The 19426-nt window shown below is 73.8% G+C and carries 18 protein-coding genes; all 18 read right to left on the bottom strand.

Annotation, left to right across the window (positions count from 1 at the left end):
* Positions 1 to 10 precede the first annotated feature (10 nt).
* A complete protein-coding gene (locus O3T09_RS00345) occupies positions 11 to 379 on the bottom strand; it encodes a hypothetical protein (RefSeq protein WP_002855305.1) in 369 nt (122 codons plus the stop codon).
* Positions 376 to 1341: a tRNA pseudouridine(55) synthase TruB gene (truB, locus tag O3T09_RS00340; RefSeq protein ID WP_078026112.1), complete on the bottom strand. Its 966-nt coding sequence runs from the start codon at positions 1339 to 1341 to the stop codon at positions 376 to 378. Before truB ends, O3T09_RS00345 begins: the two co-directional genes overlap by 4 nt.
* 13 nt (positions 1342 to 1354) lie before the next feature.
* Positions 1355 to 1807 carry a 30S ribosome-binding factor RbfA gene (gene rbfA / locus O3T09_RS00335; RefSeq protein ID WP_036314977.1) on the bottom strand — a complete coding sequence of 151 codons (453 nt, stop codon included), beginning with the start codon at positions 1805 to 1807 and terminating at the stop codon, positions 1355 to 1357.
* Positions 1808 to 1887: 80 nt separating this feature from the next.
* On the bottom strand, positions 1888 to 4689 hold the full coding sequence (infB, locus tag O3T09_RS00330; protein WP_269295256.1) for a translation initiation factor IF-2: 2802 nt from the start codon (positions 4687 to 4689) through the stop codon (positions 1888 to 1890).
* Positions 4690 to 4880: 191 nt separating this feature from the next.
* Entirely contained in the window at positions 4881 to 5180 is a 300-nt protein-coding gene (locus tag O3T09_RS00325) for a YlxR family protein (protein ID WP_223247521.1), read from the bottom strand.
* A gap of 84 nt (positions 5181 to 5264) precedes the next feature.
* A complete protein-coding gene (nusA, locus tag O3T09_RS00320) occupies positions 5265 to 6251 on the bottom strand; it encodes a transcription termination factor NusA (protein ID WP_036314069.1) in 987 nt (328 codons plus the stop codon).
* 1 nt (position 6252) lies between these two features.
* A complete protein-coding gene (gene rimP, locus O3T09_RS00315) occupies positions 6253 to 6840 on the bottom strand; it encodes a ribosome maturation factor RimP (RefSeq protein WP_036314068.1) in 588 nt (195 codons plus the stop codon).
* A 130-nt stretch (positions 6841 to 6970) separates the two neighbouring features.
* Positions 6971 to 7720 carry a sulfite exporter TauE/SafE family protein gene (locus tag O3T09_RS00310; RefSeq protein WP_169577818.1) on the bottom strand — a complete coding sequence of 250 codons (750 nt, stop codon included), beginning with the start codon at positions 7718 to 7720 and terminating at the stop codon, positions 6971 to 6973.
* Between the two features lie 43 nt (positions 7721 to 7763).
* The gene (locus tag O3T09_RS00305; RefSeq protein WP_070708682.1) at positions 7764 to 9590 is read right to left on the bottom strand and encodes a proline--tRNA ligase; all 1827 of its coding nucleotides are present in this window, start codon (positions 9588 to 9590) and stop codon (positions 7764 to 7766) included.
* Positions 9591 to 9710: 120 nt separating this feature from the next.
* A complete protein-coding gene (locus tag O3T09_RS00300) occupies positions 9711 to 10643 on the bottom strand; it encodes a GNAT family N-acetyltransferase (protein ID WP_136940234.1) in 933 nt (310 codons plus the stop codon).
* Positions 10618 to 11802 carry a flavodoxin-dependent (E)-4-hydroxy-3-methylbut-2-enyl-diphosphate synthase gene (gene ispG, locus O3T09_RS00295; protein ID WP_061866731.1) on the bottom strand — a complete coding sequence of 395 codons (1185 nt, stop codon included), beginning with the start codon at positions 11800 to 11802 and terminating at the stop codon, positions 10618 to 10620. The genes O3T09_RS00300 and ispG overlap by 26 nt, the downstream gene beginning before the upstream one ends.
* 105 nt (positions 11803 to 11907) lie before the next feature.
* A complete protein-coding gene (locus O3T09_RS00290; protein ID WP_269295255.1) occupies positions 11908 to 13275 on the bottom strand; it encodes a M50 family metallopeptidase in 1368 nt (455 codons plus the stop codon).
* Complete coding sequence (dxr, locus tag O3T09_RS00285; RefSeq protein ID WP_044658617.1) at positions 13272 to 14507, bottom strand: 1-deoxy-D-xylulose-5-phosphate reductoisomerase; 1236 nt, start codon at positions 14505 to 14507, stop codon at positions 13272 to 13274. Before dxr ends, O3T09_RS00290 begins: the two co-directional genes overlap by 4 nt.
* A gap of 139 nt (positions 14508 to 14646) precedes the next feature.
* Positions 14647 to 16269: a solute symporter family protein gene (locus O3T09_RS00280; RefSeq protein ID WP_049147680.1), complete on the bottom strand. Its 1623-nt coding sequence runs from the start codon at positions 16267 to 16269 to the stop codon at positions 14647 to 14649.
* Positions 16266 to 16640 (bottom strand): DUF485 domain-containing protein, encoded by a 375-nt coding sequence (locus O3T09_RS00275; RefSeq protein ID WP_036314063.1) that lies wholly within the window; start codon positions 16638 to 16640, stop codon positions 16266 to 16268. Before O3T09_RS00275 ends, O3T09_RS00280 begins: the two co-directional genes overlap by 4 nt.
* Before the next feature lie 185 nt (positions 16641 to 16825).
* Positions 16826 to 17704 carry an HpcH/HpaI aldolase/citrate lyase family protein gene (locus O3T09_RS00270; RefSeq protein WP_036314062.1) on the bottom strand — a complete coding sequence of 293 codons (879 nt, stop codon included), beginning with the start codon at positions 17702 to 17704 and terminating at the stop codon, positions 16826 to 16828.
* A complete protein-coding gene (locus tag O3T09_RS00265) occupies positions 17701 to 18231 on the bottom strand; it encodes a MaoC family dehydratase (RefSeq protein ID WP_036314061.1) in 531 nt (176 codons plus the stop codon). The genes O3T09_RS00270 and O3T09_RS00265 overlap by 4 nt, the downstream gene beginning before the upstream one ends.
* Before the next feature lies 1 nt (position 18232).
* Complete coding sequence (locus O3T09_RS00260) at positions 18233 to 19420, bottom strand: acyl-CoA dehydrogenase family protein (RefSeq protein WP_036314059.1); 1188 nt, start codon at positions 19418 to 19420, stop codon at positions 18233 to 18235.
* Positions 19421 to 19426 lie beyond the last annotated feature (6 nt).

Here is a 19426-nt window from a genome sequence, read left to right as displayed (position 1 = left end):
TCCATCCTCCTCACCACTGCCCGAACCAGATGACCTGCATGCGGTGCAGCATCACGGCGATCGTGGGCCCGACCACGGCCAGCACGAGGTTGGACCACCGGGTCTTGTCCGTGACGGCCCAGCCCACGGCGATCACCGGCACGATCAGGGCGGTGAGGATGTAGCCCCAGAACTCCCAGCCGGGGCCGTTCAGGGTGTCCCCGCCGAGCTGGCGGACGGCGGCGGCCGCCGCATAGACGAGCGTGAACAGCTCGACGGCGGCCACCGAGAGGATCGAGGCGTCCGCGGGGTGGCGGCGGATCGCCGTCATCACCACGCAGACGACGAACGAGACGGCACCGATCACCAGTCCCGTCCAGAACCAGGCGTCGAGGATCATGCGGTCCTTCCCTGTCCCGGCCCCTCGGCCGGGGCGAACACGAGCTGGGGCTTGGCGACGTCGGCGCCGCGGCGGCGCACGTCGGAGACGAGGGCGATGACGCGGCCGTCCGGCGCGCGCCCGGCGACGAGCGTCTCACCCGTGCCGGTGGGCGCCACGACCCGCCCGAAGGCAAGCTCGTGGGCCTCGTGCTCCGTCAGCTCGCGCACCGGGAAGAGCCCGGCGGCGGCCTCGGAGAGCTCGGTCATCGCGAACCGCTCCGCGAGGGCCTCGAGCGAGAGCGCGTCGGCCACGTCGAACGGGCCGACGGCGGTGCGGCGCAGCGCCGTCAGGTGCCCGCCGGTCTCGAGGGCCTCGCCCAGGTCGCGGGCGAGCGCCCGGATGTAGGTCCCGGACGAGCAGCGCACGGTGACGTCGAGGTCGACCAGCCGGCCGCCGTCGAGCCGGCGCAGCTCGTGCACCGTGAACTCGTGCACGGTGACGGGGCGGGCGTCGAGGGTGACGTCCTCTCCCGCGCGGACGCGATCGTAGGCGCGCCGGCCCGCCACCTTGACGGCGGAGACGGCCGAGGGCGCCTGCAGGATCTCGCCCGTGAGGGCGGCGACCTGCTCGGCCACGCGCTCGGGCGTGACGGCGTTGGCCAGCCGGGTCTGCACGACCTCGCCCTCCGCGTCGTCCGTGACGGTCGACTGCCCGAGCCGGATCGTGGCCGTGTACGTCTTGTCCGTGCCCGTGATGGCGGTCAGCAGGCGCGTGGCCTTGTTGACGCCGACCACGAGCAGGCCCGTGGCCATGGGGTCCAGGGTGCCGGCGTGGCCCACCTTGCGGGTGCCCGCCAGCCGGCGGACCCGCCCGACGACGTCGTGCGAGGTCCACCCCTGCGGCTTGTCCACGAGGACGACCCCCGACGCCTCCGTTCCCGGCGCGTCGGGGGCCTGTCCCCCGGTGCTGCGTGCGCTCACCGTGCCGCGGGCCTCAGGCGCGCGGGGCGTCGTCGGCGTCGGCGTCCGGCTCCGCGGTGCGGTACGGGTCCGCGTCACCGGCGTACGACGCGCCCTCGCGCGCCTTCGCCAGCTCGGCGTCCCGCTCCTTGGCCGCGCGGAGGACGTCCTCCAGGTGTGCGGCCGCCTCGGGGACGGTGTCCGCCACGAACTCGAGGGTGGGCACCAGGCGGATGGTGAGCCCGCGGCCCACCTCGCGGCGCAGGATGCCGCGGTTGTCCTGGATGCCCTCGTGGGCGGCGGCCACCGTGGCCTCGTCGCCCAGGACGGTGTAGTAGACGGTGGCGTGCTGCAGGTCGTTGGTCACGCGGACCTCCGTCACGGTGACGGGCTCCACGCGATCGTCCTTGACGCCGCGGCGCAGCGCCTCGGCCACGAGGACCTTGATGCGCTGGGCCAGGCGGCCGGCGCGTGCCGGATCGGCCATGGTGCGGTTCCTTCCGGTGGTGATGGTTCAGAGGGTGGGACGCGGAAGGCGGGGGCCCGTGCGGGCCCCCGCCCCGGCCGTCAGACGCGCGGCTTCTCCTGCATCTCGAAGGTCTCGATCACGTCGCCCTCCTTGATGTCGTTGAAGCTGCCCAGGCCGATGCCGCACTCGTAGCCCTCGCGGACCTCCGTGGCGTCGTCTTTGAAGCGGCGCAGCGACTCGATCTTGAGGTGATCGGAGACCACCACGCCGTCGCGCACCAGGCGGGCCTGGGCGTTGCGGCGGATGAGGCCCGAGCGCACGAGCGAACCGGCGATGTTGCCCCACTTGGAGGAGCGGAACACCTCGCGGACCTCGGCCGAGCCGAGCTCGACCTCCTCGTACTCCGGCTTCAGCATGCCCTTGAGCGCGTTCTCGATGTCGTCGATCGCGTCGTAGATCACGCTGTAGAAGCGCATGTCCACGCCCTCGCGGTCGGCCAGGTCGGCGACCCGCTCGGCGGGGCGCACGTTGAAGCCGATGATGATGGCGTTGTCCACGGTCGCCAGGTTCACGTCATTCTGCGTGATGGCGCCGACGCCGCGGTGGATGACGCGCAGCTGCACCTCGTCCTCGCCGACCTCGATCTTGAGCAGCGAGTCCTCGAGCGCCTCGACGGCACCGGACGCGTCGCCCTTGATGATGAGGTTGAGCGTGTCCAGCTTGCCCTCGGCCACGGCCTGGTCGAAGTCCTCCAGGGTGATGCGCTTGCGGCGCTTGGCCAGCTGGGCGTTGCGGTCCGCGGCCTCGCGCTTCTCCGCGATCTGGCGGGCGGTGCGCTCGTCGTCGGTGACGAGGAACGAGTCGCCGGCACGCGGCACCGCGGACAGGCCGAGCACCTGGACGGGACGCGACGGATCGGCCGCCTCCACGGCGTTGCCGTTCTCGTCGAACATGGCGCGCACACGGCCGTGGGCGGAGCCCACCACCATGGTGTCGCCCACGCGCAGCGTGCCGGTCTGCACCAGCACGGTGACGACGGCGCCGCGGCCCTTGTCGAGGTTGGCCTCGATGGCCACGCCGCGGGCGGCCTTGTGCGGGTTCGCCCTGAGCTCGAGGGCGGCGTCCGCGGTGAGCAGGATCGCCTCGAGCAGCTTGTCGATGTTGATGTTGCTGCGCGCGGAGACGTCCACGAACATCGTGTCGCCGCCGTACTCCTCGGGCACGAGGCCGTATTCGGTGAGCTGACCGCGGATCTTGTCTGGGGCGGCGGTGTCCTTGTCGATCTTGTTGACCGCCACCACGATCGGCACGCCGGCCGACTGGGCGTGGTTGAGCGCCTCGACGGTCTGCGGCATGACGCCGTCGTCGGCCGCCACCACCAGCACGGCGATGTCGGTGACCTTCGCACCGCGGGCACGCATGGCGGTGAACGCCTCGTGACCCGGGGTGTCGATGAAGGTGAGGCGACGCTGCTCGCCCTCGTGCTCCACGGGCACCTGATAGGCGCCGATGTGCTGGGTGATGCCGCCGGCCTCGCCCTCGATGACGTTCGAGGAGCGGATGGCGTCCAGCAGACGCGTCTTGCCGTGGTCCACGTGACCCATGACGGTGACGACCGCGGGGCGCGGCTCGAGGTCGGCCTCGTCCTCGTTGGCCTCCTCGGCCTCGAGGTCGATGTCGAAGGCCTCCAGCAGCTCCTTGTCCTCGTCCTCCGGGGACACGATCTGGACCTTGTAGCCCAGCTCGTCGCCGAGCAGCTGGAAGGTGTCCTCGTCGAGGGACTGGTTGGCCGAGGCCATCTCGCCGAGGGTGAAGAGCACCTTCACCAGGTCGGCGACGTCGGCGCGGATCTTCTCGGCGAAGTCGGCCAGGGACGCACCGCGGCGCAGACGCAGGACCGTGGTGCCGTCGCCCTTGGGGACCTTGACGCCGCCGATCTCACGCGTGTGCTGCTGCTCGAACTCCTGGCGCTTCGCGCGCTTCGACTTGCGTCCCTTGCGCGGGCCGCCGCCGCGCCCGAAGGCGCCCTGGGCGTTGCCACGACCGCCACGGCCGCCCGGGCCGCCGGGACGACCCGGACCGCCGCCGGGGCCGCCGCCCGGACGGCCACGGCCGCGGGCCGGCTGCGGGGCCGGGGTGATCTGCTTGGGCATCATGCCCGGGTTCGGACGCGGCCCACCGGGGCGGGGGCCACCGGCGCCCGCGGCCGGGCGCGGACCGCCCGGACGGGGGCCGCCGGCGCCGGCCGGCGGACGGGGGCCGCCCGGACGAGGCGCGCGGTCCTCACGACCGGAGCGCATGCCCTGCGAGGGGGCGAACGGGTTGTTGCCCGGGCGCGGAGCACCGCCACGGCCGCCCGGGCGGGCGCCCGGACGAGACCCGGCGGAACCGCCCTTGGGGCTGAACGGGTTGTTGCCGGGACGCGGGGCGCCCGGCTTGGGCGCGGAGGCACCCGGCTTGGGCGCGGCGGCGCCCGGCTTCGGCGCGGCCGACCCCGGCGTGGCCGGCGGCTGCGGGGCCTTCGGCTCGGCCGGGGCGGCCGGCGTCGGTGCGGCGGGGCCGGGGGTCGGGGCGGCGCCCGGCTTGGGCGCGGCGGTGCGGCCCGCGGCGGGACCGGGCGCCGGGGCGCCGGCATTCGACGTGGGGGCCGCGGCGCGCGGCGACGGGGCGGCCGCCGGCTTCGGCGCGGCGGAACGGCCCGGGGCGGCGGGCGTGGAACCGGGCTTGGCGGCGGACTTGCCGGCACCCGGGTAGGCGTTGCGCAGCTTCTTGACCACCGGGGGCTCGATGGTGGACGAAGCCGAGCTGACGAACTCGCCGAGGTCCTTGAGCGTGCTCAAGGCCTCCTTCGAGGTGATGCCGAGCTCCTTGGCGAGCTCATGGACGCGGACCTTGGCCACGGTTCTCCTGTTCTGGCCCCACGGGCCGGAACGGAGCCGCTCGGGCTGTCCGTCTCAGCGCGTCCTGGGACCGTTGACGTTGCTCCAGGCCGTCGCGCGCGCCACCAGGGCACGCGCACCACGGCCTGCCTGATAGCAGGGGGTGAAGTTCATCGCTGGGCACTCATGCTTCAGTGCTCATCGGGTACGCATCAGATCTCTGACCCGCCTTCATCTGTCGGTCTGTCAGCCGGTGCCTCCGCGGTGCGGCCCAGCGCGTCGGCGTCGACGGCGGACCGGAAGGCCCGCCCGAACGCGCGGCGGCGCAGGGCGAGGAGGAGGCAGTCCTCGCCGGGATGCAGCCACGCACCCCGGCCGGGACGGCGTCGTTCCGGGTCCCAGACGACGGATGGGGGTTCCGTCGAGGAGTCCAGGGCGACGCGCACCAGCTCTTGCTGGTCCGCCCTCGATCGGCATCCGATGCAGGTGCGCACGACCGTCCGAGACGTCATGCGTTCACCCCTCACGGGCGTCGGATCGAGAAAGGACCTCATCCATCCTAGCGCGTCCGGGCCCGGATCTGTTCCCGGGGACGGTCAGCGGCCCGGGGCGGAGGTGGTGACCCCGTCGCCGACGATGTCGATCCGCCAGCCCGTGAGCTTGGCCGCGAGGCGGGCGTTCTGGCCCTCCTTGCCGATGGCCAGGGACAGCTGGTACTCCGGCACCACGGCGCGGGCCGAGTGCTGGTCCGCGTCGAGGATCTCCACCGAGACGGTCGTGGCGGGCGAGAGGGCGTTGGCGATCATCGCGGCGGGGTCGTCCACGTGGTCGACGATGTCGATCTTCTCGTCGTTGAGCTCCGTCATGACGGCGCGCACGCGGCTGCCCATCTCCCCGATGGAGGCGCCCTTGGCGTTCACCCCGGGGCGGGTGGCGCGCACGGCCATCTTGGTGCGGTGGCCGGCCTCGCGGGCCAGCGCCGTGATCTCGACCGAGCCGTCCGCGATCTCCGGGACCTCGAGCTCGAAGAGCTTGCGCACGAGGCCGGGGTGCGAGCGGGACACCGTGACGGACGGGCCCTTGGCGCCGCGCGTCGCGGAGACCACGTAGGCGCGGATCCGGCGGCCGTGGGCGTAGTCCTCGCCGGGCACCTGCTCGGGCGGCGGGAGGACGGCCTCGAGGGTGCCGAGGTTCACCTGGACCATGTGGCGGTTCAGGCCCTGCTGGATGACGCCGGAGACGAGCTCGCCCTCCTTGTCCTTGAACTCGCCGAGGACCTTGTCGTCGTCCTCCTCGCGCATGCGCTGGATCATCACCTGGCGCGCCGTGGAGGCGGCCACCCGGCCGAAGCCGTTCGGGGTGTCGTCGAACTCGCCGATGGGCGTGTCGTCCTCGTCCAGCTCCGTGGCCCACACGGTGACGTGGCCGGTCGCGCGGTCGATCTCCACGCGGGCGCGCTTCAGGGCCCCCGGGGTGCGGTGGTACGCCATGAGCAGGGCCTGCTCGATGGTGGGGATGAGGCGGTCCATCGGGATCTCCCGCTCCGCCTCCAGCATGCGCAGCGCGCTCATGTCGATGTCCAACTCATGCCTCCGTGTGCTCGGCCGTGTCCTCGCCCGCGGCGGCGTCGGCGTCGCCGGCCTGCTGAGCGGGGCTCCACTCTACCTGCACGATCGCCGGACCGAGGCGGTCGAGGGCGACCCGCTCGGCGGGCAGCTCCTTGGCCTTCATGCCCTTCTTCGCGGGCGGGCGCACCACGGCCAGCTCGACGTCGTCGTCCGTCACGTCCTTCAGGCGGGCGGTCACGGGCGCGGCGCCGTCGACCGAGACCTCGACGAGACGGCCGACGTTGCGGGCGAAGTGGCGGGGCTCGGTGAGCGGGCGGTCCACGCCCGCGGTGGTGACCTCCAGCAGGTACTCCCCCGCGCCGACGCCGGGCACGTGGTCGCCCAGGGCGTCGAGGGCGGCGGAGACCCGGCCGGAGAGGCGGGCGACGTCGTCCAGGCTCAGGCCCTGGGTGCCCGAGGCGCGGTCGAGGACCACCTCGACGGTGCGGTGCTCGGCGGTGCCCGTGGCGCGCACCTGCTCCACCACCACGTCGTCGGCCGCCAGGGCCTCCTCGACGCGGGTGCGCAGCTCGGCGAGGTCGTCGCGGCGGTCGGTGCTGTCCATGGGGTGCCTCACTCGTCGGGTCGGGGCCGCCGCGCCACGCGGGCGGGGGCCGGGGTCGGGATCCGGGGCCGAGCCTACCGGCGGCCCACGGCGGGGCCGAGTGCTCCCGACCGGGTTGGACGGGGCGAGCTCAGCGCAGCAGCGGGGCGAGGGTGTCCGCGCCGACCTTGACGATGAGCGCGGTCACCACCATGAGGTACACCACGCGGATGAAGCCGGTGCCGCGGGCGATCGCCATGCGGGCCCCCACGTAGCCGCCCATGAGGTTGGCCGCGCCGAGCAGCAGCCCCAGGCCCAGCACCGCGTGCCCCGAGGGCACGAAGTACGCGAGCGCGCCGAGGTTGGTCGCGAGGTTGACCACCTTCGCCTGTGCCGAGGCGTGCAGGAAGTCGAACTTGAGCAGCAGGACCAGCCCCAGGATGAGGAACGTGCCCGTGCCGGGGCCGAGGACGCCGTCGTAGAAGCCCACCGCCGCGCCGAGCGCCACGGCCCGGGCCAGCGCGGTGCTCCGCCGCGGCCCCACGCCGGCGACCTGTCCGAGGCCTGGGCGCACGGCCGTGAACACGGCGACGGCGATCAACGCCGCCAGGATCACGGGCCGGATCACGCCGGCCGGCAGATGCGCGGCGACCACGGCCCCGCCCAGGGCCGCCGCGAAGGCGACGGCGGCCATCGGCAGTGCGGTGGACAGATCCTGCCGCAGGCGCCGCCGGTAGGTGAGCGCCGACGTCGCCGTGCCGAACACCGAGCCGAGCTTGTTGGTGGCCAGGGCCTGGATCGGGCTCAGCCCGGGCACGAGCAGCAGGGCCGGCAGCTGCAGGAGCCCGCCCCCGCCCACGACGGCGTCGATCCAGCCCGCCGCGAAGCCCGCGGCGAGCACGAGGACGAGCAGCCCGGCGGTCAGCTCGACGGCGCCGAACCACTCAGCGCCCGTCGCGCACCTCCGCGAGCACCGCCGCGACGGCCCCGTCCACGGGCACGGGGCGCGCCTCACCGGTGGCACGGTCCTTGAGCTCGAGCTCGCCGTCGGCCAGGCCGCGGCCGATCACCACGGTGGTGGGCACGCCGATGAGCTCGGCGTCCTTGAACTTCACGCCGGGGCTGACCTTCGGACGGTCGTCCACGAGCACGGTCAGGCCCTCGGCCTCGAGGCCCGCGGCGAGGGTCTCGGCGGCGGCGAGGCCGTCCTCGCCCTTCGTGGCGACGACGACGTGCGCGTCCGCCGGGGCCACCGCGCGCGGCCACGCCAGGCCCTTGTCGTCGTGGTAGCGCTCGGCGATCGCGGCGACGGCGCGCGTGATGCCGATACCGTAGGAGCCCATGGTCACCACGACCTGCTTGCCGTGGACGTCGAGGACCTTCAGGTCGAGGGCCTCGGCGTACTTGCGGCCGAGCTGGAAGATGTGGCCCATCTCCATGCCGCGGCGGGTGTGCAGCGGGCCGGAGCCGTCCGGGGCCTCGTCGCCCTCACGCACCGCGGTGGCCTCGAGCACGCCGTCCCACGTGAAGTCGCGGCCGGCCACGAGGCCGAACACGTGGCGCTGGTCCGCGTTCGCGCCGGTGATCCACGCGGTGCCGGGGGCGATGCGCGGGTCCACGAAGAAGGGCAGTCCCGAGACGGAGCCCTCCGCGCCGAGCACCGGGGTGCCCTCGACCGCGTCGGCGGCCGCGGGGCCGATGTAGCCCTTGACCAGGGCGGGGTGCGCGGCCAGGTCCGCGGCGGTCGCGGCCTCGAGCGTGGGCTCGCCGACCACGCCGAGCGCCGGGCCCACGGACGCCTCGAGACGCTTGAGGTCCACCTCACGGTCGCCGGGCACGCCCACGACGAACGGGCGGCGCTCGCCGCCGTCCACCACCGCGGTGACCACGACGCACTTGAGCGTGTCCGCGGCGGTCCACGGCTCGCCCTCGCGCGGGGCCAGCCGGTTGGCGACGTCCACGAGCGCGGCGATGGTGGTGGAGACCGGGGTGTCCTTGACCTCGGCGGCGGGCAGGGCCGCCATGGCCGCCTCGTCCAGCGGGGCGGGGGCCACCGTGGTGACGGCCTCGACGTTGGCCCGGTAGCCGCCGTCGGACTCGACGAAGGTGTCCTCGCCCACCTCGGTGGGGTGCAGGAACTCCTCGGAGCGGGAGCCGCCCATCGCGCCGGAGGTGGCCCGCACCGGCACCACCTCGAGGCCGAGGCGGTCGAAGATCCGCAGGTAGGCGGCCCGGTGGGCCTCGTACGCGGCGTCCAGGCCGGCGTCGTCCACCGTGAAGGAGTAGGAGTCCTTCATGATGAACTCGCGCCCGCGCAGCAGGCCGGCCCGCGGGCGGGCCTCGTCCCGGTACTTGGTCTGGATCTGGTACAGGTACGCGGGCAGGTCCTTGTACGAGGAGTACAGGTCCTTCACCAGGAGCGTGAACATCTCCTCGTGCGTGGGGGCCAGGAGGTAGTCGTTGCCCCTGCGGTCCTGCAGGCGGAACAGCCCGTCGCCGTACTCCTCCCAGCGCCCCGTGGCCTCGTAGGGCTCCCGCGGCAGCAGCGCCGGGAAGTGCACCTCCTGGGCGCCGATCGCGTCCATCTCCTCGCGCACGATCCGCTCCACCTTGGCCAGCACCTTCAGGCCCAGCGGCAGCCACGAGTAGATGCCCGGGGCCGCGCGACGGATGTAGCCGGCACGGACGAGGAGCCTGTGGCTCGCCACCTCGGCCTCCGCCGGGTCGTCGCGCAGGGTGCGCAGGAACAGGGTGGACATGCGCAGGGGCATGACGGGGCCTCCTCGGACGGGCTCGCGCGGTCGGGGGCGGCGCGCGGGACGGGACGACGCCGGCACGGGGTGCCCGGCGTCCTGACCGCCGATCCTATCGCCCGCGCAGGGCCCGCCGGGTCAGTACAGGACGGTCGCGAACGTGCCGCGCCGCTCGAACCCCACGCGCTCGTACGTGCGCAGCGCGGGGGTGTTGTACGCGTTGACATAGAGGCTGACCACGGGCGCCTGGAGTCGCACGTAGTCCACGACGGCGGCCATCGCCGACGCCGCCAGTCCTCGGCCCCGCGCGGCGGGGGCCATCCACACGCCCTGGATCTGGGCGCACCGGGAGGAGAGCAGCCCGATGTCCGCCTTGAAGCGCAGCGGGCCGCCCGCGTCGCGCGGTCCCGGGTCGATGAAGACGCGTCCGGTGTGGATCAGCCGCTCGACCCGGTCCCGGTACTGGGCCGCGCCCCCGGCGAACGGGGAGAAGCCGAGCTCCTCCTCGAACATCGCCGCGCTGGCCGGCAGGACGCGCGCGAAGTCGTGTGGCTGCGCCTGCACCACGTGCGGGTTCGGGTCGATCCCCCCGGCCGTGCCCAGCACGAGCAGCGGCTGGTCGGGGCGCACGGACCGGGACCGGTGGCCCGCGGCGGCGAGGGCCTCGCCGGCGGCCAGCACGGGACCGGCCGGGCCGTAGATCGACCCGTACCGGCGGCGCAGCGCGGCGGCCGCCGCGCCGAGCGCCTCCGCGTCGCCCGGCGTCCAGCCGGCGTCCGGGGCCTCGGACGCGGCGACCGGCACCACGTTCGAGCCGATCCAGACGGCCGCACGCAGCCCCCCGGCGCCCGGGGCGTCGTCGTCGATCCCGAGGAACAGGGTGCCCGCCGCTCCCCCGCGCGGGCCGGCCAGGCGGCCCGCCTCGAGCAGGGAGTCCACGAACACGTTGGACACGGGGGCACGGGCGGACAGGGCCGCGAGCGCGGCGGTGTCCGCGTCGGTCAGCAGGCGGACGCGGTCACCCGTGGCGGCCCGGACCTCCCGGTCAGTGGACGGAGACCACCGGGGCACCGGCGGCAGCCTGGTCACCGCCGTCCTCCCCCAGGTCCATCTCACCGGCGATCCGGTTGGCCTCCTCGATGAGGGTCTCCACGATCTGGTCCTCGGGCACGGTGCGGATGACCTCGCCCTTGACGAAGATCTGGCCCTTGCCGTTGCCGGAGGCGACGCCGAGGTCGGCCTCGCGGGCCTCGCCCGGCCCGTTGACGACGCAGCCCATGACGGCCACCCGCAGCGGGACCTCGAGGTCCTGGAGGCCCTCGGTGACCTGCTCGGCCAGCGTGTACACGTCCACCTGGGCGCGGCCGCACGAGGGGCAGGAGACGATCTCGAGCTTGCGCTCACGCAGGTTCAGGGACTGCAGGATCTGCAGGCCCACCTTGACCTCCTCGACCGGCGGCGCGGAGAGGGAGACGCGGATGGTGTCACCGATGCCCTGGCCGAGCAGGTAGCCGAAGGCGGTAGCGGACTTGATGGTGCCCTGGAAGGCCGGGCCGGCCTCGGTGACCCCGAGGTGCAGCGGCCAGTCACCCTGCTCGGCGAGCAGCTCGTAGGCGCGGGCCATGATCACCGGGTCGTTGTGCTTGACGGAGATCTTGAAGTCCTTGAAGCCGTGCTCCTCGAAGAGGGAGGCCTCCCAGACGGCGGACTCGACGAGGGCCTCCGGGGTGGCCTTGCCGTACTTCTGCAGCAGGCGCGGGTCCAGGGAGCCGGCGTTGACGCCGATGCGGAGGGAGGTGCCGTGGTCCGAGGCGGCCTGCGCGATCTCCTTGACCTTGTCGTCGAACTTCTTGATGTTGCCCGGGTTCACGCGCACGGCGCCGCAGCCGGCCTCGATCGCCGCGAACACGTACTTCGGCTGGAAGTGGATGTCCGCGATCACGGGGATGGTGGACTGCTGGGCGATGACCTTGAGGGCCTCGGCGTCCTTGTCCGTGGGGCAGGCCACGCGGACGATGTCGCAGCCGGCGGCCGTGAGCTCGGCGATCTGCTGCAGGGTCGCGCCGATGTCGTGCGTCTTGGTGGTGGTCATCGACTGCACCGAGACGGGGTGCTGCGAGCCGACGCCCACCGAGCCCACCTGGATCTGCCGGGTGGTGCGGCGCGGGGCCAGCACGGGCGGCGGGGCGGACGGCATTCCAAGGCTGACGGGCACGGGGGCGCTCCTCATGGGTTCTCGGGGTCGACGGCGCGGGGCCGCCGGGTTCTCCGGTCCATCCTAGGCGCGCGGGCGCCCCGGGGCGCGGGGCGACCGCCCACGGCGAACGGGCCGGGCTCAGAACAGCCGGACCGGCTCCACGATGTCCGCCACGATCAGGATGACGCCCATGAGCAGCATCGCCGCGCCCACCGCGTAGGTCAGCGGCAGCATGCGGGCCAGGTCGAACGGCCCCGGGTCCGGGCGGCCCGTGATCCGGGCCCAACCGCGGCGCACCGCCTCCCACAGGGCGCCGGCCACGTGGCCGCCGTCGAGCGGGAGCAGCGGGATGAGGTTGAACACCATGAGCGCCACGTTCACGCCCGCCAGCAGGGACAGCAGCAGGGCGGCCTTGTCCGTCAGCGTGGCCTCCTCGAGCGCCGCCGCCTCCCCGGCGATCCGGCCGACTCCCACCACGGACATCGGGCCGTCCGGGTCGCGCTCGGCCGGGGTCACCACGGCGACGGCGGTGTCCCACAGCCGCTGCGGCAGCACGAGGACGACGTCGACGACGCCCCGCACCTGCTGGGCCACGAGCGGGCCGGCGTCGAGCGGGGTGCCGCGGACCGTCTCGAGCTGCGCGCCCATGCCGATGAACCCGACCTCGTGGGTCGCCACGGTCCCGTCCGGGGCCCGCTCGGGCCGGCCCAGCGCGTCCGTCACGGGCCGTTCCGTCAGGCGCGGGGTCAGGGTGGCGCTCATCCGCTCGCCGTCGCGCTCCCACTCGATCCGGGTGGGCTGTCCGGCGCGGTCCCGGATCGCGGCGGAGAGGGCGTCCCAGTCGGAGACCGGCCGCCCGTCGAAGGCGAGCACGGTGTCGCCGGGGCGCAGTCCCGCCTCGTGGGCGGGCGCGGCGGGATCGCCCGGGCGGCAGTCCTCTGTCCCGCCGGAGGCGGCGCGGGCCTGCTGCTCCTGCATCGTGACCACGCACCGGTAGACCTCGGCGACGGTGGTGCTGGGCTGCGAGGTGCCCACCGTGGTGACCAGCAGGGCGGTGGCGCCCAGCGCGATGAGCAGGTTCATGAACGGCCCGCCGAGCATGATCACCACCCGCTTCCACACCGGCAGGGCGAGGAAGCGGCGGCGCTCGTCGCCGGGGCGGACCTCCTCGGCGGCCTGGGCCCGCGCGTCGTCGGCCATGCGGCCCAGCTGCTGGACGAAGCCCGTGGACGCCGCGCGGGGCGTCTGCCCGGGCCGCGGCGGGGGCAGCATCCCGATCATCGCGACGTAGCCGCCCAGCGGCACGGCCTTGAACCCGTACTCCGTCTCGCCGCGGCGCCACGAGACGAGCGTCGGGCCGAAGCCGATCATGTACTGCGTGACGCGCACGCCGAAGAGCTTGGCCGGGACGAGGTGGCCGATCTCGTGCAGGGCGATCGAGACCGCCAGGCCCAGCGCGACCGCGAGGACGCCCGCGACGTACCAGAGGATCTCCACGACGGTCACCAGCGGGCCCGCGCCGCACGGCGCGCCCAGGCCTCGGCGGCGAGCACGGCATCCACGGTGAGCCCCGTCGGCGCGGGGTCGTGGCCGGCCGCGGCGAGCACGTGCTCGGGGGCATAGTCGGCGACGACGGCGCGGACCGTGTCCACGATCCCGTCGAAGGGCAGGGCGCCGGCGTGGAAGGCGTCCACGGACTCCTCGTTGGCGGCGTTGAACACGGCCATGTGGGTGGGCGAGGCGGCCGCCGCCTCCTTCGCGGCCCGTACCGCGGGGAAGGCCTCCTCGTCGAGGGGCTCGAACGTCCAGGTGGCCGCCCGCGTCCAGTCGCAGGCCGGGGCCGCGCCCGGGAGACGGCGCGGCCAGCACAGCCCCAGGGCGATGGGCAGGCGCATGTCCGGCGGGGAGGCCTGGGCGAGCGTGGACCCGTCGACGAACTCGACCATCGAGTGGACCACGGACTGCGGGTGGACCACGACGTCGATCCGGTCCAGGGGCACGTCGAACAGCAGGTGGGCCTCGATCACCTCGAGGGCCTTGTTCACGAGGGAGGCGGAGTTGGTGGTGACGACGCGGCCCATGTCCCACGTGGGGTGGGCGAGGGCCTGGGCGGGCGTGACGGCGTGCAGGGCGGCGCGGTCCAGGCCGCGGAACGGCCCGCCCGAGGCCGTGAGCACGAGGCGGCGGACCTCGTCCGCCGTGCCCCCGCGCAGCGCCTGCGCGAGCGCGGAGTGCTCGGAGTCCACCGGCACGAGCTGGCCCGGCGCCGCGGCCGCCTTCACGAGGGCCCCGCCGACGATGAGCGACTCCTTGTTGGCCAGGGCCAGGCGGTGGCCGGCGTGCAGGGCGGCGAGGGTGGGCCGCAGGCCGATCGAGCCCGTGATCCCGTTGAGCACGGTGTCGGCGCCGGGCCACGCGGCGATCTGCTCGGCGGCGCACGGGCCGGTGAACAGCACGGGTCGGGGGGACGGGCGCCCGAGGCGGGCGGCGGCGTCGGCGAGGGCGGCGCGCAGCTCCTCCTCCCCCGCCGCGGCGGAGCCCACCGCCTCGACCTCGAAGCGCACGGCCTGCTCGGCCAGCAGGGTCGTGTTCGCCCCGCCCGCGAGCGCGACGGCCCGGAGCCGGGTGGGGTCCTGGGCGATCACGTCGAGGCCCTGGGTGCCGATCGAGCCCGTGGAGCCGATCAGGGCGACGGCGCGCGGGGCGCCGTCGTCGTCCGCCGGGGCGGGGGCGGGCAGCGTGTAGTCGGTGAGGGATCCGTGCGTCACCCCGCCATGATGTCAGTCGGGCCTGGACACGGACGGGGGGCCGGCCGGACGGACGCCGCACCCCGACGTCCCGCCCCGCCGGCCCCCGTGGGACCGGGTCAGCCGCGGATCAGTGCTGCACCGGCTTCTCGGCGCCGATGCCGGTGAGGGAGCGGACCTCCATCTCGGCCTGCTTGTCGGGGTCCTCGGCGCGCGACGAGGTCACCGAGCCGAGCCAGCCGAGGAAGAAGGCCAGCGGGATGGAGACGATGCCCGGGTTCTTCAGCGGGAACACCGCGAAGTCCGCGCCCGGGATCATCGAGGTCGGCGTCCCGGACATCACCGGGGACAGGACGATCAGGATGATCGCGGAGAGCAGTCCGCCGTACATCGACCACACCGCGCCGCGGGTGGTGAAGCGCCGCCAGAACAGGGAGTAGAGGATGGTCGGCAGGTTCGCCGAGGCCGCCACCGCGAAGGCGAGCGCCACGAGGAACGCCACGTTCTGGCCCTGGGCGGCGATGCCGCCGACGATCGCCAGAACGCCGATCACCACCACGGTGATCTTGCCGATCCGCACCTCCTCCTGCGGGGTGAGCGGGTGCTTGGCGATCACGGAGCCGTACACGTCGTGGGCGAAGGACGCCGCCGCCGTGATGGCCAGGCCCGCGACCACCGCGAGGATGGTGGCGAACGCGACCGCCGAGATCAGGCCCAGCAGGATGGAGCCGCCGAGCTCGAACGCCAGGAGCGGGGCCGCGGAGTTCTGCCCGCCGGGCGCGGCCAGGATGCGCTCGGGGCCGATCAGCGCGCCGGCGCCGTAGCCCAGCACGAGGGTGAACAGGTAGAACGCGCCGATGAGGACGATGGCCCACACCACGGACTTGCGCGCCTCCTTGGCGGTGGGCACCGTGTAGAACCGCATGAGCACGTGCGGCAGGCCGGCGGTGCCGAGCACGAGCGCGATGCCCAGGGACACGAAGTCGAGGCGGGTCAGCGCGCTGGCGCCGTACTGCAGGCCCGGCTCGAGGATCGCCTCGCCCTTCGGGTGCATCTCGACGGCGGCCCCCAGCATGGCGTTGAAGTCGAAGCCGAACAGGGCCAGTGACCACACGGTCATGATCCCCGCGCCGGCGATCAGCAGGATCGCCTTGATGATCTGCACGTAGGTGGTGCCCTTCATGCCGCCGATCAGCACGTAGACGATCATCAGCACGCCCACGATCACGATCACGAGGGCCTGGCCGGCCCGGTCGTTGATGTTCAGCAGCAGGGACACCAGGCCGCCGGCGCCGGCCATCTGGGCCAGGAGGTAGAAGAGGCAGACGGCCATGGTGCCGAAGGCGGCGGCGATGCGCACGGGACGCTGCTGCAGGCGGAAGGACAGCACGTCCGCCATGGTGAACTTGCCGGTGTTGCGCAGCAGCTCGGCCACCAGCAGCAGGGCCACGAGCCACGCCACGAGGAAGCCGATCGAGTAGAGGAAGCCGTCGTAGCCGTAGAGGGCGATCGCGCCCACGATGCCCAGGAACGAGGCCGCGGAGAGGTAGTCACCCGCGATGGCCGTGCCGTTCTGGGTGCCGGAGAAGCCGCGGCCGCCGGCGTAGTAGTCGGCCGAGGACGCGTTCGTCTTGGACGCGCGGATCACGATCACGAGGGTGACCACCACGAAGGCGACGAAGATGCCGATGTTCACGGCGGGGTTGCCGACCGTCTGCGGGGCGGCCTGGAGCAGGGGGGTGAGCGCGCTCATCGCGTGGCCTCCGGGTTCTCGTGGGCGCCGGCGGCCTCGCGCTCGAGGCGCTCACGCAGCGCGGTGGCGCGGGGGTCCAGGGTCCGGTTGGAGAAACGGACGTAGGCGAAGGTGATCAGGAACGTGGTGACGAACTGGAGCAGGCCGAGGATCAGGCCGAGGGTGATGTTGCCGCCGAGGCGGATCGCCATGAACTCGGGGAAGAACGCGCCGACGATCACGAACACCAGGTACCAGACGAAGAACGCCACGGTCATGGGGAAGGCGAAGGATCGGTGGGTGCGCCGGAGTTCGGTGAACTCCTCGGACTGCTGCGCGGCGCGGAACTGCGCGGCCGTGGGGACCGGCGCCGTGGGCTCGCTGGATGACATGGGCCCTCCGGGGTGCGTAGGACGAATCAGTGTGAGACAGATCACTGTGATGACAACCACACTCTGTCGGGCCCAGGGGTGCGTCGTCAAGCGCACCCCTGGGCCGTGCGCCCCTGTGACAGCCCCGGTGCGCAGCCGTGCGGACACGGCCGCGCCCCGACGGCACGGAGCCGCCCGGGAGCCGGTCAGGCGCCCGCGGGCCGGGCCGCGTCCGCGCGGCGCAGGACCGCGCGGGCCTGGGCGAGGACCACCTCGTCGACCATCGTCCCGTCCAGCTCGAAGGCCCCGTGTCGGCCCTCGGCCGCGGCGAGGACGCGCCGGGCGCGCTCGACGGCCTCCGGGGCGGGCGTGTAGGCGGAGCGCACGACGGGCACCTGGCGCGGGTGCAGGCACACGGTCGCGATGCAGCCCAGGGCGACGGCGTCCTCGGCCTCGGCGGCCAGCCCGGCCTCGTCGCCGAGGTCCAGGTGGACGGCGTCCCATGCGGCCGCGCCGTGGGCGGCCGCCGCCAGCAGCACCGTCGCGCGGGCGTGCTGGACCACGGAGCGGTAGGCGCCCTCGGGGGTGCGGGAGGAGCTGCCGCCCATCGACGCCACGAGGTCCTCGGCGCCCCACATCAGCGCACCCACGTGCGGGTGGGCGGCCAGTTCGGCGGCGGCGAGGATCCCGGCCGCGGTCTCGCACAGGGCGACGACGCGGGTCTGCGGTCCGAGGGCGGCGACGACCCCGTCCACCTGCGCGGCGGACTCGGCCTTGGCGAGCATGAGCGTGCGCCAGCCCGTCCCGGCGAGCATGGCCAGGTCGGCGTCGTGGTCCGCGGTGCCCGCGGGGTTCACGCGCACCACCACGCGGTCCTCGTCCAGCGGGCCGCCGTCGACCCCGCCCGTCGCCCGCCCCGCCCAGGCCGCCGCGACGGCGTCCCGCGCGGCGGGCCGGGCCTCCGGGATGACGGCGTCCTCGAGGTCGAGGATCACCGCGTCCGCGCGCTCGAGCGCCGTGGCGTACCGCTCGGGGCGGTCCGCCGGAGTGAACATGACGGCCGGCCCGAGGGTCAGCGCGCTCATGCCCGCTCCCCCGTGCCTGCGGCGTCGGCGGCCTTCGCCTTGGCCTCCGCGTGTGCCCGCGCGGTCCACATCAGGCACGTGCGCTGGGCGCGGACGACGACGTCGCCGTGCTGGTTCTCCCCCGTCATCGCGAACGTGACGACCCGCTGCCCCGGTCGCGAGGAGGACTCGCGGATCGCGGTGACCTCGGAGCGCCCGTAGAGCGTGTCCCCGTGGAAGACCGGCTTCGGGAACGCGATCTCCCCCAGGCCGAGCTGGGCCACGAGCGTGCCCTGCGTGGTCTGACCGACGGCGAGGCCCACCAGGGTGGACAGCGTCAGCATCGAGTTGACCAGCGGCCGGCCGAACGGCTGGGCCGCCGCGTACGCGTGGTCCAGGTGCAGGGCCTGCGGGTTCATGGTGAGGGTGGTGAACAGGACGTTGTCCGCCTCGGTGAGCGTGCGGCCGGGCCGGTGCAGGTAGACCTGGCCGACCGCCAGCTCGTCCGCGTAGCGGCCCCGCTGCTCGATCTCGACGCGCTCCGTCACGTCAGAGGCCCAGCTCGCGGGCGATCAGCATGAGCTGCACCTCGGTGGTGCCCTCGCCGATCTCGAGGATCTTGGAGTCGCGGTAGTGACGGGCCACGAGGGTCTCGTTCATGAAGCCGTAGCCGCCGAACACCTGGGTGGCGTCCCGGGCGTTGTCCATGGCGGCCTCGCCGGCGATCAGCTTGGCCATGGCGGCCTCGGTCTTGAACGGCTTGCCGGCCAGCATCTTCTGGGCGGCCTCGTAGTAGGCCAGGCGGGCGGCGTGCGCGCGGGCCTGCATGCGGGCGATCTTGAAGGACACGGCCTGGAACTGCCCGATCTTCTGGCCGAACGAGGTCCGCTGCGTGGCGTAGGCGACCGACTCGTCCACGCAGCCCTGGGCCGCTCCGGTGGCCAGGGCCGCGATGGCGATGCGGCCCTCGTCGAGGATCTCGAGGAAGTGGGCGAAGCCGCGGCCGCGGGCGCCCAGCAGGTTCTCCTCCGGCACGCGCGCGTCCGTGAAGTGCAGGGCGTGGGTGTCCGAGGAGTTCCAGCCGACCTTGTCGTAGGCCTTGGCCACGGAGAAGCCCTCGGTGCCGGCGGGCACGAGGATCGTGGAGATCTCCTTGGCGGGGCGGCCGTCGTGGCCGGTCCTGCCCTCCACGGTGCCGGTCACGGCGGTGACGGTGACGAGCGAGGTGATGTCCGTGCCGGAGTTGGTGATGAACTCCTTGGCGCCGTTGATGCGCCACTGGCCGTCCTCGAGCGCGGCGGTGGTCTGGGTGCCGCCGGCGTCGGAGCCCGCGCCCGGCTCGGTGAGGCCGAAGCCGGCCAGGTGCGTGCCGGCCACGAGGTCCGGCAGCCAGCGCTGCTTCTGCTCCTCGGTGCCGAACTTCAGCAGCGGCATGGCGCCCAGGGAGACGCCGGCCTCGAGGGTGATGGCCACGGACTGGTTGACGCGGCCGAGCTGCTCGAGGGCCAGGGCCAGGGCGAAGTAGTCGCCGCCCATGCCGCCGTACTCCTCGGGGAACGGCAGGCCGAACAGGCCCATCTCGCCCATCTGGGCCACGATCTCATACGGGAACTCGTGCTTGGCGTCCAGCTCGGCGGAGACCGGGGCCACGACCTCGTCGGCGAACTCGCGGACGGTGTCGGAGAGGACCTGGTAGTCCTCCTCGAGGGCGGGCAGGGTGCGGTGCTTGGTGCTCATGGTCCT

It is taken from the genome of Micrococcus sp. H39-S4, assembly GCF_027158145.1.
Lineage (GTDB): Bacteria > Actinomycetota > Actinomycetes > Actinomycetales > Micrococcaceae > Micrococcus > Micrococcus luteus.
This window is presented reverse-complemented; position numbering and strand designations above follow the sequence as displayed.